This is a genomic window from Lacipirellulaceae bacterium (genome assembly GCA_040218535.1).
Taxonomy (GTDB): Bacteria; Planctomycetota; Planctomycetia; order Pirellulales; family Lacipirellulaceae; genus Adhaeretor.
In genome coordinates this window covers 401,697-418,945 of record JAVJRG010000005.1, presented here as the reverse complement: position 1 = coordinate 418,945, position 17,249 = coordinate 401,697, and the positions used below count along the sequence as shown (strand labels likewise).

The 17,249-nt window shown below is 56.8% G+C and carries 16 protein-coding genes; 8 read left to right on the top strand and 8 right to left on the bottom strand.

The features are described from left to right. Positions 1–12 precede the first annotated feature (12 nt). Complete coding sequence (locus RIB44_01910; protein ID MEQ8615328.1) at positions 13–1,257, bottom strand: lactate racemase domain-containing protein; 1,245 nt, start codon at positions 1,255–1,257, stop codon at positions 13–15. Between the two features lie 231 nt (positions 1,258–1,488). On the opposite strand from RIB44_01910, the gene RIB44_01905 reads away from it, so the two are divergent. Both RIB44_01905 and pgk read left to right on the top strand, forming a co-directional pair. Next, positions 1,489–2,949 carry a redoxin domain-containing protein gene (locus tag RIB44_01905; protein MEQ8615327.1) on the top strand — a complete coding sequence of 487 codons (1,461 nt, stop codon included), beginning with the start codon at positions 1,489–1,491 and terminating at the stop codon, positions 2,947–2,949. A 178-nt stretch (positions 2,950–3,127) separates the two neighbouring features. Beyond that, entirely contained in the window at positions 3,128–4,528 is a 1,401-nt protein-coding gene (gene pgk / locus RIB44_01900) for a phosphoglycerate kinase (protein ID MEQ8615326.1), read from the top strand. On the opposite strand, the gene RIB44_01895 is transcribed toward pgk, so the two are convergent. Both RIB44_01895 and RIB44_01890 read right to left on the bottom strand, forming a co-directional pair. Continuing rightward, on the bottom strand, positions 4,518–4,694 hold the full coding sequence (locus RIB44_01895) for a hypothetical protein (protein MEQ8615325.1): 177 nt from the start codon (positions 4,692–4,694) through the stop codon (positions 4,518–4,520). The genes pgk and RIB44_01895 overlap by 11 nt on opposite strands. Further along, a complete protein-coding gene (locus RIB44_01890; GenBank protein MEQ8615324.1) occupies positions 4,684–5,166 on the bottom strand; it encodes a type II toxin-antitoxin system VapC family toxin in 483 nt (160 codons plus the stop codon). The genes RIB44_01895 and RIB44_01890 overlap by 11 nt, the downstream gene beginning before the upstream one ends. Before the next feature lie 371 nt (positions 5,167–5,537). Between RIB44_01890 and RIB44_01885 the strand changes: the two genes are divergently transcribed. Next, positions 5,538–5,735: a hypothetical protein gene (locus RIB44_01885; protein ID MEQ8615323.1), complete on the top strand. Its 198-nt coding sequence runs from the start codon at positions 5,538–5,540 to the stop codon at positions 5,733–5,735. Between the two features lie 87 nt (positions 5,736–5,822). Here RIB44_01885 and RIB44_01880 read toward each other — a convergent pair whose 3' ends face one another. Beyond that, positions 5,823–6,143, bottom strand: coding sequence for an Hpt domain-containing protein (locus tag RIB44_01880; protein ID MEQ8615322.1), 321 nt, complete (start codon positions 6,141–6,143; stop codon positions 5,823–5,825). A 604-nt stretch (positions 6,144–6,747) separates the two neighbouring features. Here RIB44_01880 and RIB44_01875 point away from each other — a divergent pair. Then, on the top strand, positions 6,748–7,176 hold the full coding sequence (locus RIB44_01875; protein ID MEQ8615321.1) for a hypothetical protein: 429 nt from the start codon (positions 6,748–6,750) through the stop codon (positions 7,174–7,176). 404 nt (positions 7,177–7,580) lie between these two features. Further along, complete coding sequence (locus RIB44_01870) at positions 7,581–9,179, top strand: DUF1598 domain-containing protein (GenBank protein ID MEQ8615320.1); 1,599 nt, start codon at positions 7,581–7,583, stop codon at positions 9,177–9,179. Between the two features lie 33 nt (positions 9,180–9,212). Here RIB44_01870 and RIB44_01865 read toward each other — a convergent pair whose 3' ends face one another. Next, complete coding sequence (locus tag RIB44_01865; protein ID MEQ8615319.1) at positions 9,213–9,893, bottom strand: DedA family protein; 681 nt, start codon at positions 9,891–9,893, stop codon at positions 9,213–9,215. A gap of 151 nt (positions 9,894–10,044) precedes the next feature. Then, positions 10,045–11,208 (bottom strand): FAD:protein FMN transferase, encoded by a 1,164-nt coding sequence (locus tag RIB44_01860; protein ID MEQ8615318.1) that lies wholly within the window; start codon positions 11,206–11,208, stop codon positions 10,045–10,047. Between the two features lie 55 nt (positions 11,209–11,263). Between RIB44_01860 and glmM the strand changes: the two genes are divergently transcribed. Then, positions 11,264–12,625, top strand: coding sequence for a phosphoglucosamine mutase (glmM, locus tag RIB44_01855; GenBank protein MEQ8615317.1), 1,362 nt, complete (start codon positions 11,264–11,266; stop codon positions 12,623–12,625). Here glmM and mtaB read toward each other — a convergent pair. Beyond that, a complete protein-coding gene (mtaB, locus tag RIB44_01850; protein ID MEQ8615316.1) occupies positions 12,622–13,890 on the bottom strand; it encodes a tRNA (N(6)-L-threonylcarbamoyladenosine(37)-C(2))-methylthiotransferase MtaB in 1,269 nt (422 codons plus the stop codon). The genes glmM and mtaB overlap by 4 nt on opposite strands. An 11-nt stretch (positions 13,891–13,901) precedes the next feature. Continuing rightward, entirely contained in the window at positions 13,902–14,273 is a 372-nt protein-coding gene (locus RIB44_01845) for an ATP-dependent Clp protease adaptor ClpS (protein ID MEQ8615315.1), read from the bottom strand. A 200-nt stretch (positions 14,274–14,473) separates the two neighbouring features. Here RIB44_01845 and RIB44_01840 point away from each other — a divergent pair, with 200 nt between their 5' ends. Continuing rightward, positions 14,474–15,850, top strand: a complete 1,377-nt coding sequence (locus RIB44_01840) for a dipeptidase (GenBank protein MEQ8615314.1) — start codon at positions 14,474–14,476, stop codon at positions 15,848–15,850. Positions 15,851–15,897: 47 nt separating this feature from the next. Continuing rightward, positions 15,898–17,181 carry a serine--tRNA ligase gene (serS, locus tag RIB44_01835; protein ID MEQ8615313.1) on the top strand — a complete coding sequence of 428 codons (1,284 nt, stop codon included), beginning with the start codon at positions 15,898–15,900 and terminating at the stop codon, positions 17,179–17,181. Positions 17,182–17,249: the final 68 nt, after the last annotated feature.

Below are 17,249 nucleotides of genomic sequence, written 5' to 3'. Positions count from 1 at the left end.
CAGAACCAGGGGCTAACGCCCGGCGGCTGATACTGAGGCTATGGAAACCTGCGGCACGAGGCGGTGGGCCTCTTCGATGACGATCGTACTTTCGTGATTGCCGATCAGCCGCTTCAGTTCTGCCTCGCTCGCAATGGGTGTCATCCCTAGGGATTCAACTTCTCCCTTGGGGAGTTTGCTCATCAAATAGACTGGCCCACGGGCAATCGCCTGGACCAACCGCAAGGCGATCCCCGCCGTGGGGTCTTCGTCTCGCATTAACTTCCGCTCGACTTCCGCCAAGTCATCCGCGTCGCGGAGTCGACGAAGCGAGCCGCGGGCCTTTTCGTTAATCTCACATAGCAAAGCGATCGAACCACTCGGGGAAACGACCCGCTCTGCCGCAGCGAGTGCGTGGTCGAGATTCTCCCAGGTTTGTTGGGTGGGACTCCCTGGCATCGCGGCGACAACCAGGTCAGCCGTCTCCTCACACACCGGTGACCAGATCGTCTGCATCGCGGACGCAGCTGCCTCGGCCGCTTTCCCAGCTTCCCCTACGACCACGGCAGAGACTTGATTGTCGCGACCGGGGATAATCTGGATCGTACTGAGTACTCCCAACAGCCAACCCGCTTCCTCTTGTTGATCGAAAAGCTTACGACGTGACTTGGGGGCCAGCTTCTTGTTGGTCTTCTGAAACCGGGTCTGTGTCGCCTCATCAGAAAAGTGGGGATAGAGGCTGGCGAATTTACTGGTTGGCGTCGGCTCTGCATCCTCAAAAACTTGCCGCGTTGGTTCTGTCGTGCCAATCGGCAAGACGAAATCGGCCTCGGCCAACGCGCAGTTGAATCGTAGCGGCTCATCATCGCGCATGACGCCAACCATCGCCGTCGACTCTTCTTGCTCTGGTTCGTGCAGAACGAACTTCACGCCGCTTGCCCCGAGAGAATCAATTCCTTGGGCAAGGTCGCGTTCAGCGGCAAACTTCTCGCACGAAACAACCGCAATGTCGGTTGGCTCGACCCCCGCATCAAGTAGCGCGGCGATCGCGCCCAATACGACTTGTTCCGGCTGAGGCACACCACGGCCAAGTGCGATGGCGGCCGTGTCCCCAGGGACGGTCGTGGCTGCTAAGGGCGGAAAATCGAGTGGCGCTGCAAGGCGAAGGCGAACCTCAGCAGCCAGGTCAGCAACCACCTCATCCGAGCTTGGCCCAAGAATCGCACGCGGATCGTTGGCCAGTTCGACCGCTTGTTGCTCTCCAAATTGAAACTTCACACTCATGCTTTCTAAGCAATCCTAGATTCTGGTAGTCTGGGCAAAGAGACGATAAGCGTCGACACTTTGCCGGTACGGCACGTTTTGGTAGCTTCTGGGTTGCGCTATCTTCATCGAACCCAGGCACTATTGGACGCAGTATGGCCATCGTGGGTCAAGGCCTGGCGCACGTGACGAGCGGTGCAACATCGAGCCACCTCCATGAGATCCTCCGGTTAAGGACAGCCATTTATGACTTCCCAACGATTTCGTCAGGCATTCGGTTATTGGCTCACTTTAATAGCCATTTCAGCGAGTGGCTGCACGCAAGGCCCAAGCTCGGGACCAGCAAGCTCGAAAGGGAAAAAAAGGCTCACCGGGCCGCCTGCTGCAGAAGTCGTTAAGAAAATGCGAGAGGTTTACGGGGCCGCCAAGTCTTTCTCGTGCAATGCGGAAACTGTCCAGTACTACGTTGTGAAGGGTGAGGGGGTCGAGCATGAAGTCTCGCACGAGATTCTCTCGATGGCGTTCAGAAGGCCGAATCGACTGCGGTATTCGTACGAAGCCATGTCTGATGCCGTACCAGACGGCACCCAGCTGAACTTGGTCTGCGATGGAGAGATCTATCGAGCAGCAACCGGCTACTTCCCCAACCAAGTCTTTGAAGCCGAGGCTCCCGAGGAACTGACGCCTAGCAACTTAGCCCCAGAGCCGCAGCTACGGGAAGCCTTGGAGAGCGTTCTCCCCGAGGGCGAGAATCACCCGCAATTCACAATGCTCTTGGGGAACGAACCAAACGGAGAAAGTCCTGAGGAGACAGCCCCATTCTTTGTCGGTGATGGAAAACCCTCGCGTTTAGGGAGAGAGAAACTCGACGGTCGTGATTGCTACCGCGTTGCCTACGAATCACCCGCGGGACAGCGCGTCTTGTGGATCGACGCGGAAACCTATTTTCTACATCGGATGGAACTCCCGATGGGCAACCTCTACGACCCGGTTGCGGCTCGCTATCCGCTGACCGCTTCGAAGTTTTGGGTGAGCTATACCGACCAAGCCTTGGACGTAGCCATTAATGAGAGTGCTTTCGAGATGAATGTGCCGGAAGAGGCACGTCGTGTTTCCCAATTTGTGCCGCCTCCACCGGTTGGCCCGCCGGACTTCTTGGGTGAGCAAGTGAAAGACTTCGAGTTCCAGACGTTCGACGGCAAGAAGGTCACGCGCGACACGCTGAAAGGCAAGCCAACGCTGCTCGACGTTTGGTTCCTTGCCTGCCCCAACTGCAAGACGCAAACGCCTGTGCTTGAAGAGGTCTATCAGGAACTAAAGGACGAGGACGTCGCCTTCTATGCGGTGAACACTGATCGGGCGAGTGTGGCCAACGAGACGATCGAAAAGACGCTCAAGCAATGGGGCACCGAGATGCCCATCCTGCGTGACACCACTTCGAGTGCGTACATCAACTTGAAGGTGCGTGTCAGTCCAACGACGCTGCTGCTCGACAAAGAGGGCCGCCTGCAGTACATCCGCATCGGTGCCCATCGCACGCCCGACGAGTTGATCTCCGTCATTAAGGCGACGCTCGATGGTGAAGATTTGGCAAAGAAGGAAAAGGAAGAGTATGAGCAAGTGCTCAAAGACCACGAAAAACGTCTCGACGCGGTGACGATTGGCAGCCCCGACTCTGAAGAATCAGAAGGAACTGCCGACGAGTAGCCCGCAGACAAATTACACCGGTTCCGATATTATAGAACCACGATGACACAACGAGCACGACGATCAGTAGGTTACGTCGTGCTCGTTGTGTCATCGTGGTTCTAATCTTTGTCGTCAATAGCACTGAGCAAGCTCGGTGGCGAAATACACACGAAACATAAAGAGCGAGGAAGAAACGATGGCCGTCACGCAACAAGAAATGCAATCCTGGATTGAAACGCTTCTCGCCGGTCGCCAGGCGAATCCTGATCTCGACCTGAACGATTACCTCGCCGAGATCCCACGACTCGAATCGCTCGAGGACCTTCCGGCAGGAACGCCGGTTCTGGTGCGTGCCGATGTTGATGCCAAGCCGGGTGAGAAAATCGGCGAAGGCGACATTCGCCTGCGCTCGATGGTCGAGACGCTCAACTACGGACGCACCAAGGGCTGGAAGCTAGTCCTCTTCGGGCACATCGGGCGCAAGCCGGAAGGTTCGCTAGAGAAAGTCGCGAAGCGACTAGGCGAACTTCTGGAAACCGACGTACCGCTGGTGAAGGATTGGTTTGACGACAGCTCGCGGGAAGTTTCGCCTGCCGTGAAAGAGCAAATCGCCGCGGCAGATAACGGCTCAGTGCTGTTGCTGGAAAATACGCGTGCTTACGACATCGAACGTCTGCTTTGGAAAGCAGAGCCTGCGGATGCTGCGAAGCTGGCTGAACCGCTCGCGCAGTTCGCCAACGAAATGGCTGAGAAGGTCGCCCGCGTGTACGTGAACGAAGCGTTGTCGGCAGGCTCGATGGACTCCTCTAGTACCATCGTCCCCGCAGCGATGGATCGCGTTGCCCTTGGCAAGTACCTCGCCAGCGAGTTCGAAGGGCCGATGAACGATTGCCTGAAGACGCAGCTCGTCGTGTTCAGCGGCTTGAAGATTGACAAGCTCGACGACCTGGAAGCGATGATCAGCCGCGGCTCAATCAAACGCGTCTTCGCGGCAGGTTCCCTCGCGATGGCCCTGCGAAAGGCGATCGGCCAACTCGACGGCAACCCGGTCTGCATAGGCGCTGCCGAAGACCCGGCCCACAGTGACAAGCCGTACTTCATTCCCGACGACCGCGTCGAACAAGCAAAACAAATGGTCAGCGAAGGCCGCGAGAAGGGCATCACGTTCGTGGTGCCGTGCGATTCGGTGATCGAAGATGGCTCCGTCAAGGTAAAGCTCGAGCCCGAAGATCAACAGTTCGATATCGGCCCCAAGAGTAGCGAGCTTTTCAGCGAAAAGGTCGCCGAGTTCGTCGAGCAAAACCCCGGCGGAGCCGTCGCCTTCCACAACGGCGTGTTCGGCATGTTCGAAGACCCACGCTTCGAGGAGGGTACGAAGAAGTTCATCAAAGAACTAAAAACCATGACCGACGGCGGCGTGAAAGTCTACGTCGGCGGCGGCGAAGGCGGCAAAGCCCTCGACCGCTACGGCGACGAAAGTTGGGTGACGCACGTGTTCACCGCGGGCGGGACGGTCCTCAATGCGTTGGGGAACGAGCCGGTGCCGTATCTGGCAGCGCTGCGGGCGGCTGCGGTGAAGAATGCCGCTACTGCGTAGCTTTGGTATTCTTAGGACGTCGAGGCGGCAGCGTAATGTACTCGTAGCCCGAATTGCGCTGCTGCTCTCGCAGATCCTCAACGATACGAGCCAGATCGTTGTCAAATTTAGCAGCAAGCCGTTTGCGGGCGTCGCGAATGTCTTCGGTTGGTGTTTTAAGCGTCATCGGTCATTCCTCCGAGTTCTTCGGGGGTGCAAATCACAGGCGGTTCAAAACCGTTGGCGAGACACACGTCGCAAATCCGTTGTCTCAATGTCGCGTTGGCAATATGCTTGAAATTCCACGTCACAAGATATTCTACACCGTTGGTTGCCGCGATGGCGATGTGCAAGGCATCGCGTGGTTCGCTTTCTGGAATTGCCCCACCTAGCATTAGTGCGTTCGCGAGATCATGCGAGTCATCGGCAATCTCAAGCTTGGGAAGGTGAGACACTTCGTCCAACCGTTCTTGAGCCGCTGACGGGTCGCCAGCTGAACATTCATCAATCACAAGCTGCGAGATCACCACATGGTACTGTGATGAGGCAGATTTCCACCAAAGCCGGGTCTTCCGTTGACGCGCTGCCATGTCAGGATGCGGATGGATGCGCCCTGCAATGCTACCGACGACAGTTGTTTCTAGGTAAACTGTTTCCATGAGAACAGGTTCACGCCTTGATGCTGAAAGAACACCTCAAATGGAAAGTGTCGAACTAATCCGCTGGGTTGCAGCTTCGTTCCTCGTGATTCCCGCTTCTCTGTGTTGCACAATCAATTTTGCTTTGGCTTGTCGTAATTTAATCTACTTCACTGATCGAGGACCCTCGCCGATTCCACTAATTGGTGCAAGCTCTTCAATCATGGGCGGTTTCATTGTACCAAAGTATGGTTCAGCCATTTCGAATAGCATGTTGGCCGCTTTTATAGTCTTCCTGGTACTTGAATGTGCGTTTCCAGCAGTTTGCATTATAAACTCGATCCGATCCCGAATCACGGGCGAGCCGTTGAACAAATAGCCAAGCTTCAGCCATGTATTCCGATCCCGTCATTGACGAAATCCGCAAGCATCGCGATGAGTACGCCGCGAAGTTCAACTACGACTTGAAAGCAATGGCTGAAGACATTAGACGGCGGCAGAAAGAGTCCGGCAGGGCAACGGTTTCGCGTGAACCAAAACGCGTGACACATGCAGCGGTAGGCAAAACCGAACCGACGGGTACATCGTAGATCGGTGCCTCCGGCCTGATCCGTGGGCGGCTTGGCACTGCTCGCTCGCTGAGCCAAACTGGCTGAGTCGGCACTTCAAACGGGTCTCTACTCAGCCCTGGAGGGCCGAGCTACTACCCGTTGACACAACTGCAACAACGCCTCCGTCTGCCGCAGCAGCTCCTCAAACTGCTCCTCCTCCAAGCACGCCCGCTCGATCTGGCCGGCGCATTCGCTGACTTCGGCAAAACCGTAACAGGCGCTCGAACCCTTCAGGCGGTGAACTTCTCTCTGGAGGGTTTCCAGATCGCAGTCAGCGGCGCTTCGCTCAACGGCGGCGAGACGCTCGGGGAGGAGTCGCTCGACGTAGTCGACGACGATGCTGCCGAGGTCGGGATCGTTGGCAAATTGGGAGTAGATGGCGTTCATGGCGGCATCGCTGCATTTCAATTGAAGGATAAGAGAAATATAGGTCACTCCTGCACGTTTCGCCGCGGAGCTTGCTCCGCGCTTGGCGTGAACTCTCAGCAAGCGCGGGGCAAGCCCCGCGGCGAAACCTAGAGGCCAACTCGCTGCGATTCGCACAATCGTTACAGGGTGACTTGGGCAACCTTACCGGTAGGGCAAAAAGGCAAATGTGGTGAAGGTTTTCTCTTTAGGGTGACGATTCCTCCCCATATCCAATGGAGCGTTAGCCGTCGTGGCTGGCTGCTCTTGCGTTGCGATGATCGTTCTGGCGCACTCCCCCAACTAGGCGCAGGCGAGACGCAAGGCATGCCAACGATGGCAACACAGTTTCCCCCTTCCTTAAGGAGTTACCCGATGAAGAATCTAGTTTCGACGCTGGGCCTCGGCCTCGTGATCGCGATGAGCAGCGCTACCAACGCAAGTGCGTTTGGCCTGTTCGGTGGCGGTTGCGGCTGTGAGCCTAGCTGCGGCTGTGCTTCGGCCTGTGAGCCAAGCTGCGGTTGCGCTGCTGCTTGTGAACCAAGCTGTGGATGTGCCACTGATTGTGGCTGTGAAGTAAGCTGCTGTGATCCTTGCTGCTGCAAGCGTCAAGGTCTCTGCGCTCGGTTGCGTGCTCGTATGGCTGCCCGCCGTGCTGCCCGTAACTGCTGCTGTGCCTCAAGCTGCTGCGAGCCAAGCTGTGGTTGCGCTTCGGCATGTGAGCCTTCCTGCGGTTGTGCTGCTGCTTGTGAGCCAAGCTGCGGATGTGCTTCTGACTGCGGTTGCGAGCCTTCCTGCGGTTGCGCTGCTCCTTGCTGCGAGACATGCTGCTGCAAGCCAAGCCTGTGCGATCGTATTCGCGCTCGCCGTGCTGCCCGCAAGGCTGCAAAGTGCTGCTGTGCTCCTTGCTGCGAAGCAAGCTGCGGTTGCGCTGCTGCTTGCGAGCCAAGCTGCGGATGTGCTGCCCCTAGCTGTGGCTGCAACTGAGATTAGTTCAACAAGTTGCCCCAGTTGAACTAATTGACTAGCAAAATGCCCCAGTGCTAGTAGCCCAAAGAGAACGGGCAGGGTTCTCAAGACGTTAAACGACTAAGACGACCGACACGCGTCATCAGCGTGTGGGTCGTCTTTTTTTTGCGCCTTACAGCCGGAACCGCATGCGTAAGAATTGAACCACGAATTGAACGAATAGCACGAATAGGAATTCCTACTACGTTTTCAAGCACGCAAAGCAGCATCTATTCAAACACAAAGTAATCGTGTTATTCGTTTAATTCGTGGCTTAGAAAGAGCTGCCAAGACGCTAACCACCCTTGAAATTGGCTTCTGCTGGACACCTGACGGCAACTCCGCAATATTGAGGGTATCGTAGGCGGGTCTGGAACCTCGCTTACTTCGGAACAGTGGAGAACCCTCGTCATGAAGCCTTTATCCTTCTGTGGAATGGTGCGCGGCTGCAGCGCCATCGTACTCGCTCTACTTCTCACCAGCACGTCGTATGCTCAGCCTGGGGGACTCCAACAAGGAATCCCCCCAGCCAATGCCGGCCCAGGTGGCGTACAGAACAACAACTTCGGAGGAAATCTTCTCGGCGGTAATAACGCGGGCGGTGCGGCTAACGCAGACTTCGACACCCTAATTGATCTCATCCAATCGACCGTTGAGCCCGACTCCTGGGAGGACAACGGTACTGGTGAAGGAAGCATCGCGCCGTTCAACATCAATGGCGTTTGGGTCGATGCGCGGGGTAGCTTGAAGTTTTCGCCGGCGAAGACGAAAGCCCTGCTTGCGAGCGTATCGGTGAGGAGGCCACCATCGCCAAGAGAACCGTCTGCTTCCGAAGCAGACCCACGGCAGAAAAGCGAGCTTCGCTTCGTCTCGCTCCCAAGACTGGAGGCAGAGATTGCACGCCGCCAGCGTGAGAAGCTTCCGTTGGAGGAGTCGATGCTTACACTTGCTGGGCTTGAGCGAGTTCAGTACGTGATCACGTACCCACCAACGGAAGAAAACAAAGTTGGCGACGTGGTCGTCGCTGGTCCCGCGGGCGACTGGCAGATTGATGAGGGTGGGCGATTGGTCAATGCAGAGTCAGGGCGGCCCGTCGTGCGGTTGGACGATCTGCTTTCGCTCTGGCGTCGAGAGGTCGCTTATCGTGGGAAACCACTGGGGTGTTCGATTGTTCCGCGACAGGAAGCGCTGGCGAAGACGCAAGCCTATTTGGCGCAAACTGGGGCTAAGCCGCTAGCGGCTGGGGGGCGTGGTGATTGGCTCAAGGGGCTGCGTGATAGTTTGGGCGAACAAGATGTCGAGTTTTATCACGTTGAGCCAAACTCGCGCGTTGCTCGGTTGCTCTTGCTGGCTGACTATCATATGAAACTCGTCGGCATGGGTCTTGCCGAAGGCGTGCCGGGAGTCGAAAGCTATCTGGATACTGTCAAGCTCGCGGCAGACGGAACGGCTCCGCCGATGAGCATTCTCCGCTGGTGGTTTTCTCTAAAGGAGAGCGATATTCTCGCTGACCAAGAGAACAACGTCTTCATGCTGCCTGACACCTGTGTCCAGGTGCTTAGCGAGAACGAACTGCTCGCTGCCCGTGGGCAACGGGTTCACACGGGGCAGTCGGACGAGTTGAATCGGCGGTTTGCCGAGTCGTTTACCAAGCATTACTCGACACTGGCCGATAAGTATCCTCTTTATGCAGAGCTAGAACGACTTTTTGAGCTGTCGATGACGCTCGAGGTGATCCGCTCCCAGGGACTCGTGGAGCAAATCGGCTGGACACCCACGGTGTTCGTCGACGGACGGCGGATGGGCCTGCCAGCGGTTAAAACTCCCCAAGCGGTGGAGACCGTCATCAATCACCGTGTTATCCGACGGAAGCATATCATCGCCGGTGTTAGCGGTGGCGTCTGGATCGACGCTGGCAAGCGTGTGAACGTGCAGGCTGAGTCGAGCGGCTCGCTGGCGGAGCTTGCTGAACGTCCCGATGACGCTGGAATCAATTGGTGGTGGGATTAGTTGGGAACGGCTAAGCCGACGAGCGGCGGGTACTCAGGACGCTTCGCGTTGCTCGTCTTGCGGCTCGCGGTCGGAGTTTTCCTGGCTCACGTTTCCTTCGCATTCGTCGAGCATTTCGTCCATTTCTTCGACGATGCGTTTGCGATGCCGTCGCATGAATACCAGAATGGCAATGCCAACCACCAGGAGTACGGTAAGGGTGAAATACCACTCAGCCTCTTTTAACATCTGGGCAATTGGCTCGCCCCAGACGTAGGCGATTCCAAAGAAAACGCCGACCACCAGGGTCGCACAAACCAGGTCCCACATCAGAAAGCGGCGAAACGGCATGCGAACCGTTCCTGCAGCTAGATAGACGGGGCCGCGGACTCCCACCATGAAACGCGAGAGCAGCAGCACTTTAAAGCCGTGCTGTGTGACAGCCTCCTCGAATTCCGCCTCGCGGCTTGCCCCCAGCCATTTGGAGAGCTTCGGATGCTTCTGCATCAACGTGTGGCCGAAGTGGTAACCGATCGAGTACATGACTGCGTCCCCGAGCAAAGCACCAAACAGGCACGCTGCAAAGGCCAGCTCGGGCTCCAATTTCCCTTGGGCACTGAGCACCCCGGCGATGACAATCGCCACTTCTTCAGGGATAGGCATGCCACATCCGGTAAGCACCAGGAAGACGATGATGCCTAAGTAACTGCCAGGATGAAAAAGCGATGCAAGCACGGCTGCAGATCAACGAGGAACGGGGAACTCGACATTCTACGTTTCGGCCCACGAGAATGTTGGCAGAAAGTTTTCTCTCACCGCGCGGAGGAGCCGCCACCACCGGCGTGACCTGTACTATGACAGGGTAGGGGAAATTCGCAAGGCACAGCTAGCTGGAGAGACGCGTCCAAACGCCTTCATCCAGGTTGAAAGCGTGGATTTCGACTTCCTGCTCACCTTCCTCGCTGAAAGGGGGGCACACTAGCAGGGCCGCTACTTCCGGATGGGCGGCGCAGTATTCTGCCGTTCCTCCTGGCCCCAGCACATAGAAGGCTGTCGCTAGCGCATCAGCCTCTGCCGCGGTCTCAGCAACGGCGGTCGCCGTGTAGACGCCTTCCGCGGGCCAACCTGTGCGGGGATCGATCAGATGACCGTAGCGATGGCCTTCATGCTCGAAGAATTGCGTCCCCGAGCCAGCCGTCCCGAGTGCTTGATTGCGGAGATGAATCTCCCCCAGCCGTTCTTCAGGCTTCAAGGGATCGCGAATTCCCACGCTCCAAGCGTCGTGCTGATCGGAGAAGTTCCGACCACGAGCCAGTACACTACTACGCCCCCCGTGCCATAGGTAATTATCGATTTTTTTTCTCGCCAGTTGTTCCGCTAGTCGATCGAGTGCATAACCTTTGCCGATCGAGTTGAAATTGATCTCAAGGTGCGGCTTCGTGAAGTGGACCGTCTTCTCCAGATCGTTCAGTTCGATCGCTGTTGCATCAACATTGCCCAATGCGTCGGCAATCTCATGCTCCTCCGGCAACCCTCCCTCCCGCTTTAAGAATCCCCAAGCACGAGAAAGCGGTCCGCTAGTCATGTCAAATGCCCCCTGCGTTTCCGAGTGCAGCCAAGCAGCGAGTTGAAATAGCTGGAACAACCGCGGCTCAACTTCGATGGGAGCACTTGCGGCGTAGGCATTGATGTCGAGGACTTCGCTCGTTTCACGGTAGATCGTCAACTGTGCCTCGAGCGGCTCCAACGACTCCATGACCTCAAGCATTGTCGAAGTGAAGCGAGGACCATCAGCGGCGTGGTACTGCACTTGAAAATCACACGCCATCGCACGGCGGGTGATCTCCAGCAGAGCAACTTTTTGCGATTGCTGAGACGATACCGAGCGGTTGCCTGACGCTGCCTCAAAAGAAGCGGTCGCCGCATCGGCCATTTCGCGTGCTTTATCCGCCAGAGCGGAGAGGGCGGCCCTGCCTTTGAGGAACTCTCGGCGAGAAGCGACGCTCGACTCGCTTTGGGAGTTTTCTGATGTCGGTTTCTCTTTCGGCATGGGTTCAGTATAACGGCTAAACCGCAAGCGGCATGGTTAGCAAAGGAAGAATCGCATGAGTGTTTCCGAACCGATTATTAGCGTCTCTGGGCTACGTGGAATCGTGGGCGAGTCGCTCACTCCTGACGTCGTCACCCGGTATGTCAGTGCCTTTGCCGCGACCCTTCCCAAGGGATCGGTCGTCTTGACACGGGACGGGCGAACCACTGGGTCGATGGTGGCTGAATTAGTCCGCGGAACGCTCTCGGCCGCTGGCTGTGACGTGCTCGATGGCGATGTGGCCGCGACTCCTACGACTGGGGTTCTCGTAAAATCCCTCGGTGCCGTGGGCGGAGTGCAGATTTCTGCAAGCCACAACCCGCCGGAATACAACGGGCTGAAGTTGTTCAATGCCGAGGGTCGGGTGATCCCCGCTGACGAGGGACAAAAGGTTTTGGATCAATACAAGGCTTCTGGCCGGGGTGCTTCAGCACCCCAGGCATGGAAAACCTACAAGGAAATCGGAGCCATTTCCACAATCGAAGACACCACGTCAGCGCACTTGGAGTTGATCTGCAAAATTTGCGATGTTGAGCGAATACGCTCAAAGCAGTTCAATGTTCTCCTAGACGCTAATCATGGCTCAGGGAGCGTCTTGGGGCGTGTCCTGCTGGAACACCTAGGCTGCGAAGTAGCTGTTATGGGCGGCCAGCCAAATGGACACTTCGCTCACCCGCCAGAGCCAACGGCAGACAACCTGGCAACCTTGCCACAGGCGATGATGCAGCATAGCGCCGTCATCGGCTTCTGCCAGGACCCCGACGCCGACCGATTGGCGGTGCTGGACGAAACAGGACGATACCTTGGCGAGGAGAAAACGCTAGCCATCTGCGTCGATCACGAGCTACGACGCAACCCAGGCCCCATCGTCACGAATTGCTCGACTAGCCGCATGAGCGAAGACCTGGCGGGCAAGTATGGAGTGTCCTTCTCCCGCTCGAAGGTTGGCGAAGCGAATGTTGTTGACGAAATGAACTCCTCAAACGCTGTGCTCGGTGGCGAAGGGAACGGCGGTGTGATCGACCCGCGTGTGGTGCTTGTTCGCGATAGCTTTGTGGGGATGGCACTTCTTCTGGATGCGATGGCGAATCGCAACCTACCGATCAGTGCGCTCGCCGATGAATTGCCTCAATACGCCATTCACAAGACGAAGATCAGCCTGCCATCCGACGAAGTCCCGGCAGCACTCGACAAGCTTGAACAGCACTTCAGCGAAGCGAATTCCGACCGCATGGACGGACTACGGCTCGATTGGCCGAACAAATGGCTACTCGTACGGGCGAGTAACACGGAGCCAATCGTCCGAGCGATTGCGGAGGCGCCCTCGCAAGGAGAAGCGAAAGAGTTGTGCGAGGCGGCCGCTGAGGTGATCGGCTAGGATTGTCCGCCATCGATTATGCCGTCACAACTCCCGCCTGCGACCACGTGGACGAAATCGCCGACCTTTGTTCGCTGACTAGGAAATTCCACCGTCGCATAACGACACGACGTCCCCGATACCACACTGCGATCTTGCTCCTCGTTCTCCACGAGAACTCGCAGCACCATCCCTTCGAGCGAGCGATAGTACTCGTCCCTTAGCTCCGCTTCGACCGCAGCCAGTTCGCGCCCGCGTTCTTGCTTGAGCTTCTTTGGCAACTGCCCTGGCAAGTCGGCGGCGGGCGTGCCGCGGCGGGCGCTGAAGGGGAAAATGTGGATCTTTGAAAAGCCCACTTGGCGGGCCGTTTCACAAGTTTCGGCGAACTCATCGTCGGTTTCGCCAGGGAAGCCGACGATGATGTCGGTTGTGATCGCCGGACGGTCGAGAGCTTCTTTGAGCATCTGACAACGGTCGATAAACCGCTTGCTACCCCAACGGCGGCGCATCCGTCGCAGGACGCTATCGCTGCCACTTTGCATGGAAACGTGCAGGTGCGGGCAGACCTTCTCGGGGAAGTCTTGCATCACGGAGATCAACTCGCGCGTCACTTCCGTTGCTTCGATACTTGAAAGTCGCACGCGAAAATCGCCGGGCAGCTCGGCAATCGCTCGGACGAGATGGGAAAGCCGCGTCCACTCTTCTTTCGGGAGGCTTCTGTTCCAATCCACCCCGTAATGACCAAGGTGAATTCCCGTCAGCACGACTTCGCGATGTCCCCCATCAACTAACCGCCGCACCTCGTCGAGAATCTCTTGCTGCGGTCGGCTCGCAAGCTCCGGGCGGACGTGAGGGATAATACAAAAACTGCAACGCAACATGCAGCCATCTTGCACTTTCACGTAGGCGCGATGACGGCGAGCAAATCCTGAGATTCCCGTGGGAACATCGGTCACGCCAAAACGCCCAAGCAAGTCCGGAAGCTCTCGCTTATCGGTCAGCACTTCGGTGACATTTGGTAGAGCCGCCACTTCCTCGGGGGCACGCGTCGCATAGCAACCCATGACGACAATTTTCGAGGCCGGATTGTCACGGGCCATGCGCCGGATAATCTGGCGGCTCTTTGAATCCCCCTCGTTTGTGACCGTACATGTGTTGACGATGCAGAGGTCGGCCGGCTCGTCACCCTCGGCATCGTTGTAGCCGATCGATTGAAGGCCCTCACGTATGTACTCGGTCTCGTATTGGTTGACTTTGCAACCTAGCGTATGTGTACGTAATTTCATTCCACGGTTTCTCATTCAACTGGTTCGATCGTCGACCACATCGATCCAGTGGTTCCCTGCTCTTCATCCTTGCCATAAGCATGAATCTGATCGCGTTTTAACTCGGCATGTTCTAGAGTTGTGGTCAACACAACCGCCCTGCCCTCTTCGTCCACATGCTTGGCGATCTCAACACACTTTTCATGCTCGTGCCCAAACAGCTCTCGGAGCATCTTCTCAACGTACTCAAAGGTATGATCGTCCGAATCCCACAGGAGGACGTTGTACTTCGGCTGCCGCTGGCGCTGCTTTTTCTCAGCTCTCTGCTTCTCAGGGACGACGACCGCTGTCCCGGCATCGTCGGGTTCGGATTCATCGGGGCTGAAGGGGTCGAAACTTGCCATAAACTTCTTGTCTGAGCTAGCTGTGGGGAAGGGTTTCTGAAGTAGGGTTTCTCTGCAATGGGGGGCACCCGTAGTGGAACTGACCGCACGGTATTATATTGGCTCATCCTGTTATGAGCAAAGCTGTCGAGGCCAACCTCTTCAGTCGTTTGCTTAACGATTAGCCAACAAGCCGCAAAAATCGACAGAGTTATCCGGCAATGCCCGTCGAAGCCGCCCTCGAGCAAGCTGACCAAGACCAACAGCGTTACCAAGACGATCTGTGTGAACTGCTGCGTATCGCTAGTATCAGTGCGGATCCTGCCTATAAAGATGAAGTGCGGAAGGCCTCACAATGGTTGGTCGAGCGCTTTGAGAAGCTTGGGCTAGCCACCGAAACGATCGAAACCCCCGGCCATCCCCTGGTTTACGCGGAGTCGCCACCTGTGCCGGGCAAGCCGGTAGCGCTAGTTTACGGACATTACGACGTCCAGCCGCCCGATCCGCTCGACTTGTGGATCACCCCGCCCTTCGAGCCCGACATCCGCGATGGCAAGGTCTTCGCCCGCGGTGCCACTGACGACAAAGGGCAGATGCTCACGCACGTGAACAGCATCGCTGCTTGGTTAGAGGCGGGGGAGAAACTGCCACTGCAAGTCAAACTGTTGATCGAAGGCGAAGAAGAAGTCGGCAGCGAACACCTCGAAAAATTTCTTGCTGAGAATAAGGAAAAGCTCGCTTGCGATTGCGTCGTGATTAGCGATACAAGCCAGTTCGCTCCCGGCGTACCCGCCATTACCTACGGGCTGCGTGGCATTGCTTATTATGAGATCCACCTGACGGGCCCCAGCCAAGATTTACACTCGGGCGTATTTGGGGGTGCCGTCGCGAATCCGGCAATTGCGCTCTCGAAAATGCTGGCGGGTTTAATCGATGACGAGGGACGGATCAACGTCCCCGGGATGTATGATGACGTTGCCGAGCTTACCGAGGCTGAGCGTCAAGAGTTCGCCAACCTGCCATTCGATGAAGCGGAATTCAAGTCACAATTGCAAGTCGAAAAACTAGCCGGGGAAGCAGGCTTCACCACGCTTGAACGCCGCTGGGCACGCCCTTCGTTTGATGTCCACGGCATCACCAGTGGCTATCAAGGGGAAGGAGCAAAGACCGTCCTTCCAGCGAAGGCTTCGGCAAAGATCAGCTTCCGGCTCGTACCCAACCAAGACCCGCAGAAAATAACCGCCGGCTTACGTCAGCGACTTGAGGAGCTACTTCCTGAGGGAATCAAGATGGAACTCGACGTGCATCACGGCGCGCCGGGTGTTGTGATGCCGCTGGAGAGCCCCTACCTACAAGCCGCTGCTGAGGCAATAGAAACGGGCTTCGGCAACCGACCCGTGTTCATTCGCGAGGGTGGCTCCATCCCGATTGTGAACGCCTTCGCGGAATCTCTTGAAGCAGATGTGCTGTTGTTAGGCTGGGGGCAGAACGACGATAATCTCCACAGTCCTAATGAAAAATTCTCCCTAGAAGATTACCACCGAGGCACAAGGGCAAGTGTCGCGTTGTGGGATCGGCTGGCGCAGGTATCGACCTAACGTCAGTTCATTTCGGTAACGAATTAACCTCTAACAAACACTACCAAATGCTCGACAAACGATTCATTCTTGAGAACGCTGAACTTGTCCAGAAAAACTGCGACAACCGCGGCGTCAAGGCGGATGTGGCTCGCTTCGTGTCACTCGAAAACGAGTGTCGTGGACTACAGCAAGAAATCGAAGAGCTCGCACGGCAAGCGAACGTCGTCAGCAAGTCGATCGGCAGAGCCAAGGACGACGCGGAGCGAGAGCAACGGAAGAACGAAGGCCGTCAGCTACGCGAGGCGAAGGACAGCAAGCAGACCGAGCTTGACCGCATTGCCGCCGAAGCGGGAGCCATTTATCGCAGCATGCCCAACCTCACCCATGAGGAAACGCCCATTGGTGATGAAGACGCCAGCCGCGAACTTCGCCATGGTGCCACGCAGGTACGGTCACTCGGTTTTCCTGTCCTCGATCACGTCGAGCTTGGCGAGCAGCACGATCTGCTCGACCTCGAGGGTGGCGCACGTGTCGCTGGACATGGGTTTTACTTCCTTCGCAATGAGGGAGCCCTCCTGGAAATGGCTCTCCAGCAGTACGCGATGGAGTTACTCGTGGGCGAAGGGTTCATCCCGACGATTACGCCTGACCTTGCACGCGGGGAGATCGTCGCCGGCGTCGGGTTCATCCCTCGCGGACCGGAAACTCAGATCTACTCGATCGAGAACAATGACTTGAATCTTGTCGCGACCGCAGAAATCACGCTCGGCGGCCTTTATGCCGATCAGGTGATCGACGAGGAAGACCTCCCCATCAAGCTGTGCGGCATTAGCCACTGCTTCCGTACCGAAGCGGGAGCTGCCGGGCGTGCGTCACGTGGCCTTTACCGTGTGCATCAATTCACGAAGGTCGAGATGTTCGCCTTCTCAAAGCCTGAGCAAAGCGAAGATATGCATAACTACCTGTGCGATCTCGAATGCCAGATCTTCGATGGACTGGGTATTCCCTACAAGGTACTCGACATCGCCAGCAAGGATTTGGGCGGGCCCGCCTACCGCAAGTTTGATCTGGAAGCTTGGATGCCAGGGCGTGGCGAATCGGGCGAATACGGTGAAGTGACCAGCACGAGCAACTGCCTCGACTACCAGGCCCGTCGTCTGAATATTCGCTACAAGACCAAAGGCGAAAAGGGCACCAAGTTTGTCCACACCCTCAACGGCACCGCCGTGGCGATCAGTCGGGCAATCATCGCCATCCTAGAGAATTGCCAGCAGGCCGATGGCTCGATCATCGTGCCAGAGGTGCTGCAGAAATGGGTGGGCAAAGAGCGGATTGGTGGCGGTAACTAACTACCAAGAAAAATAGCCAGGGACGCGAGGTCCCTGGCTACATGATTACTCTTTCTGCTAGTTAGCAA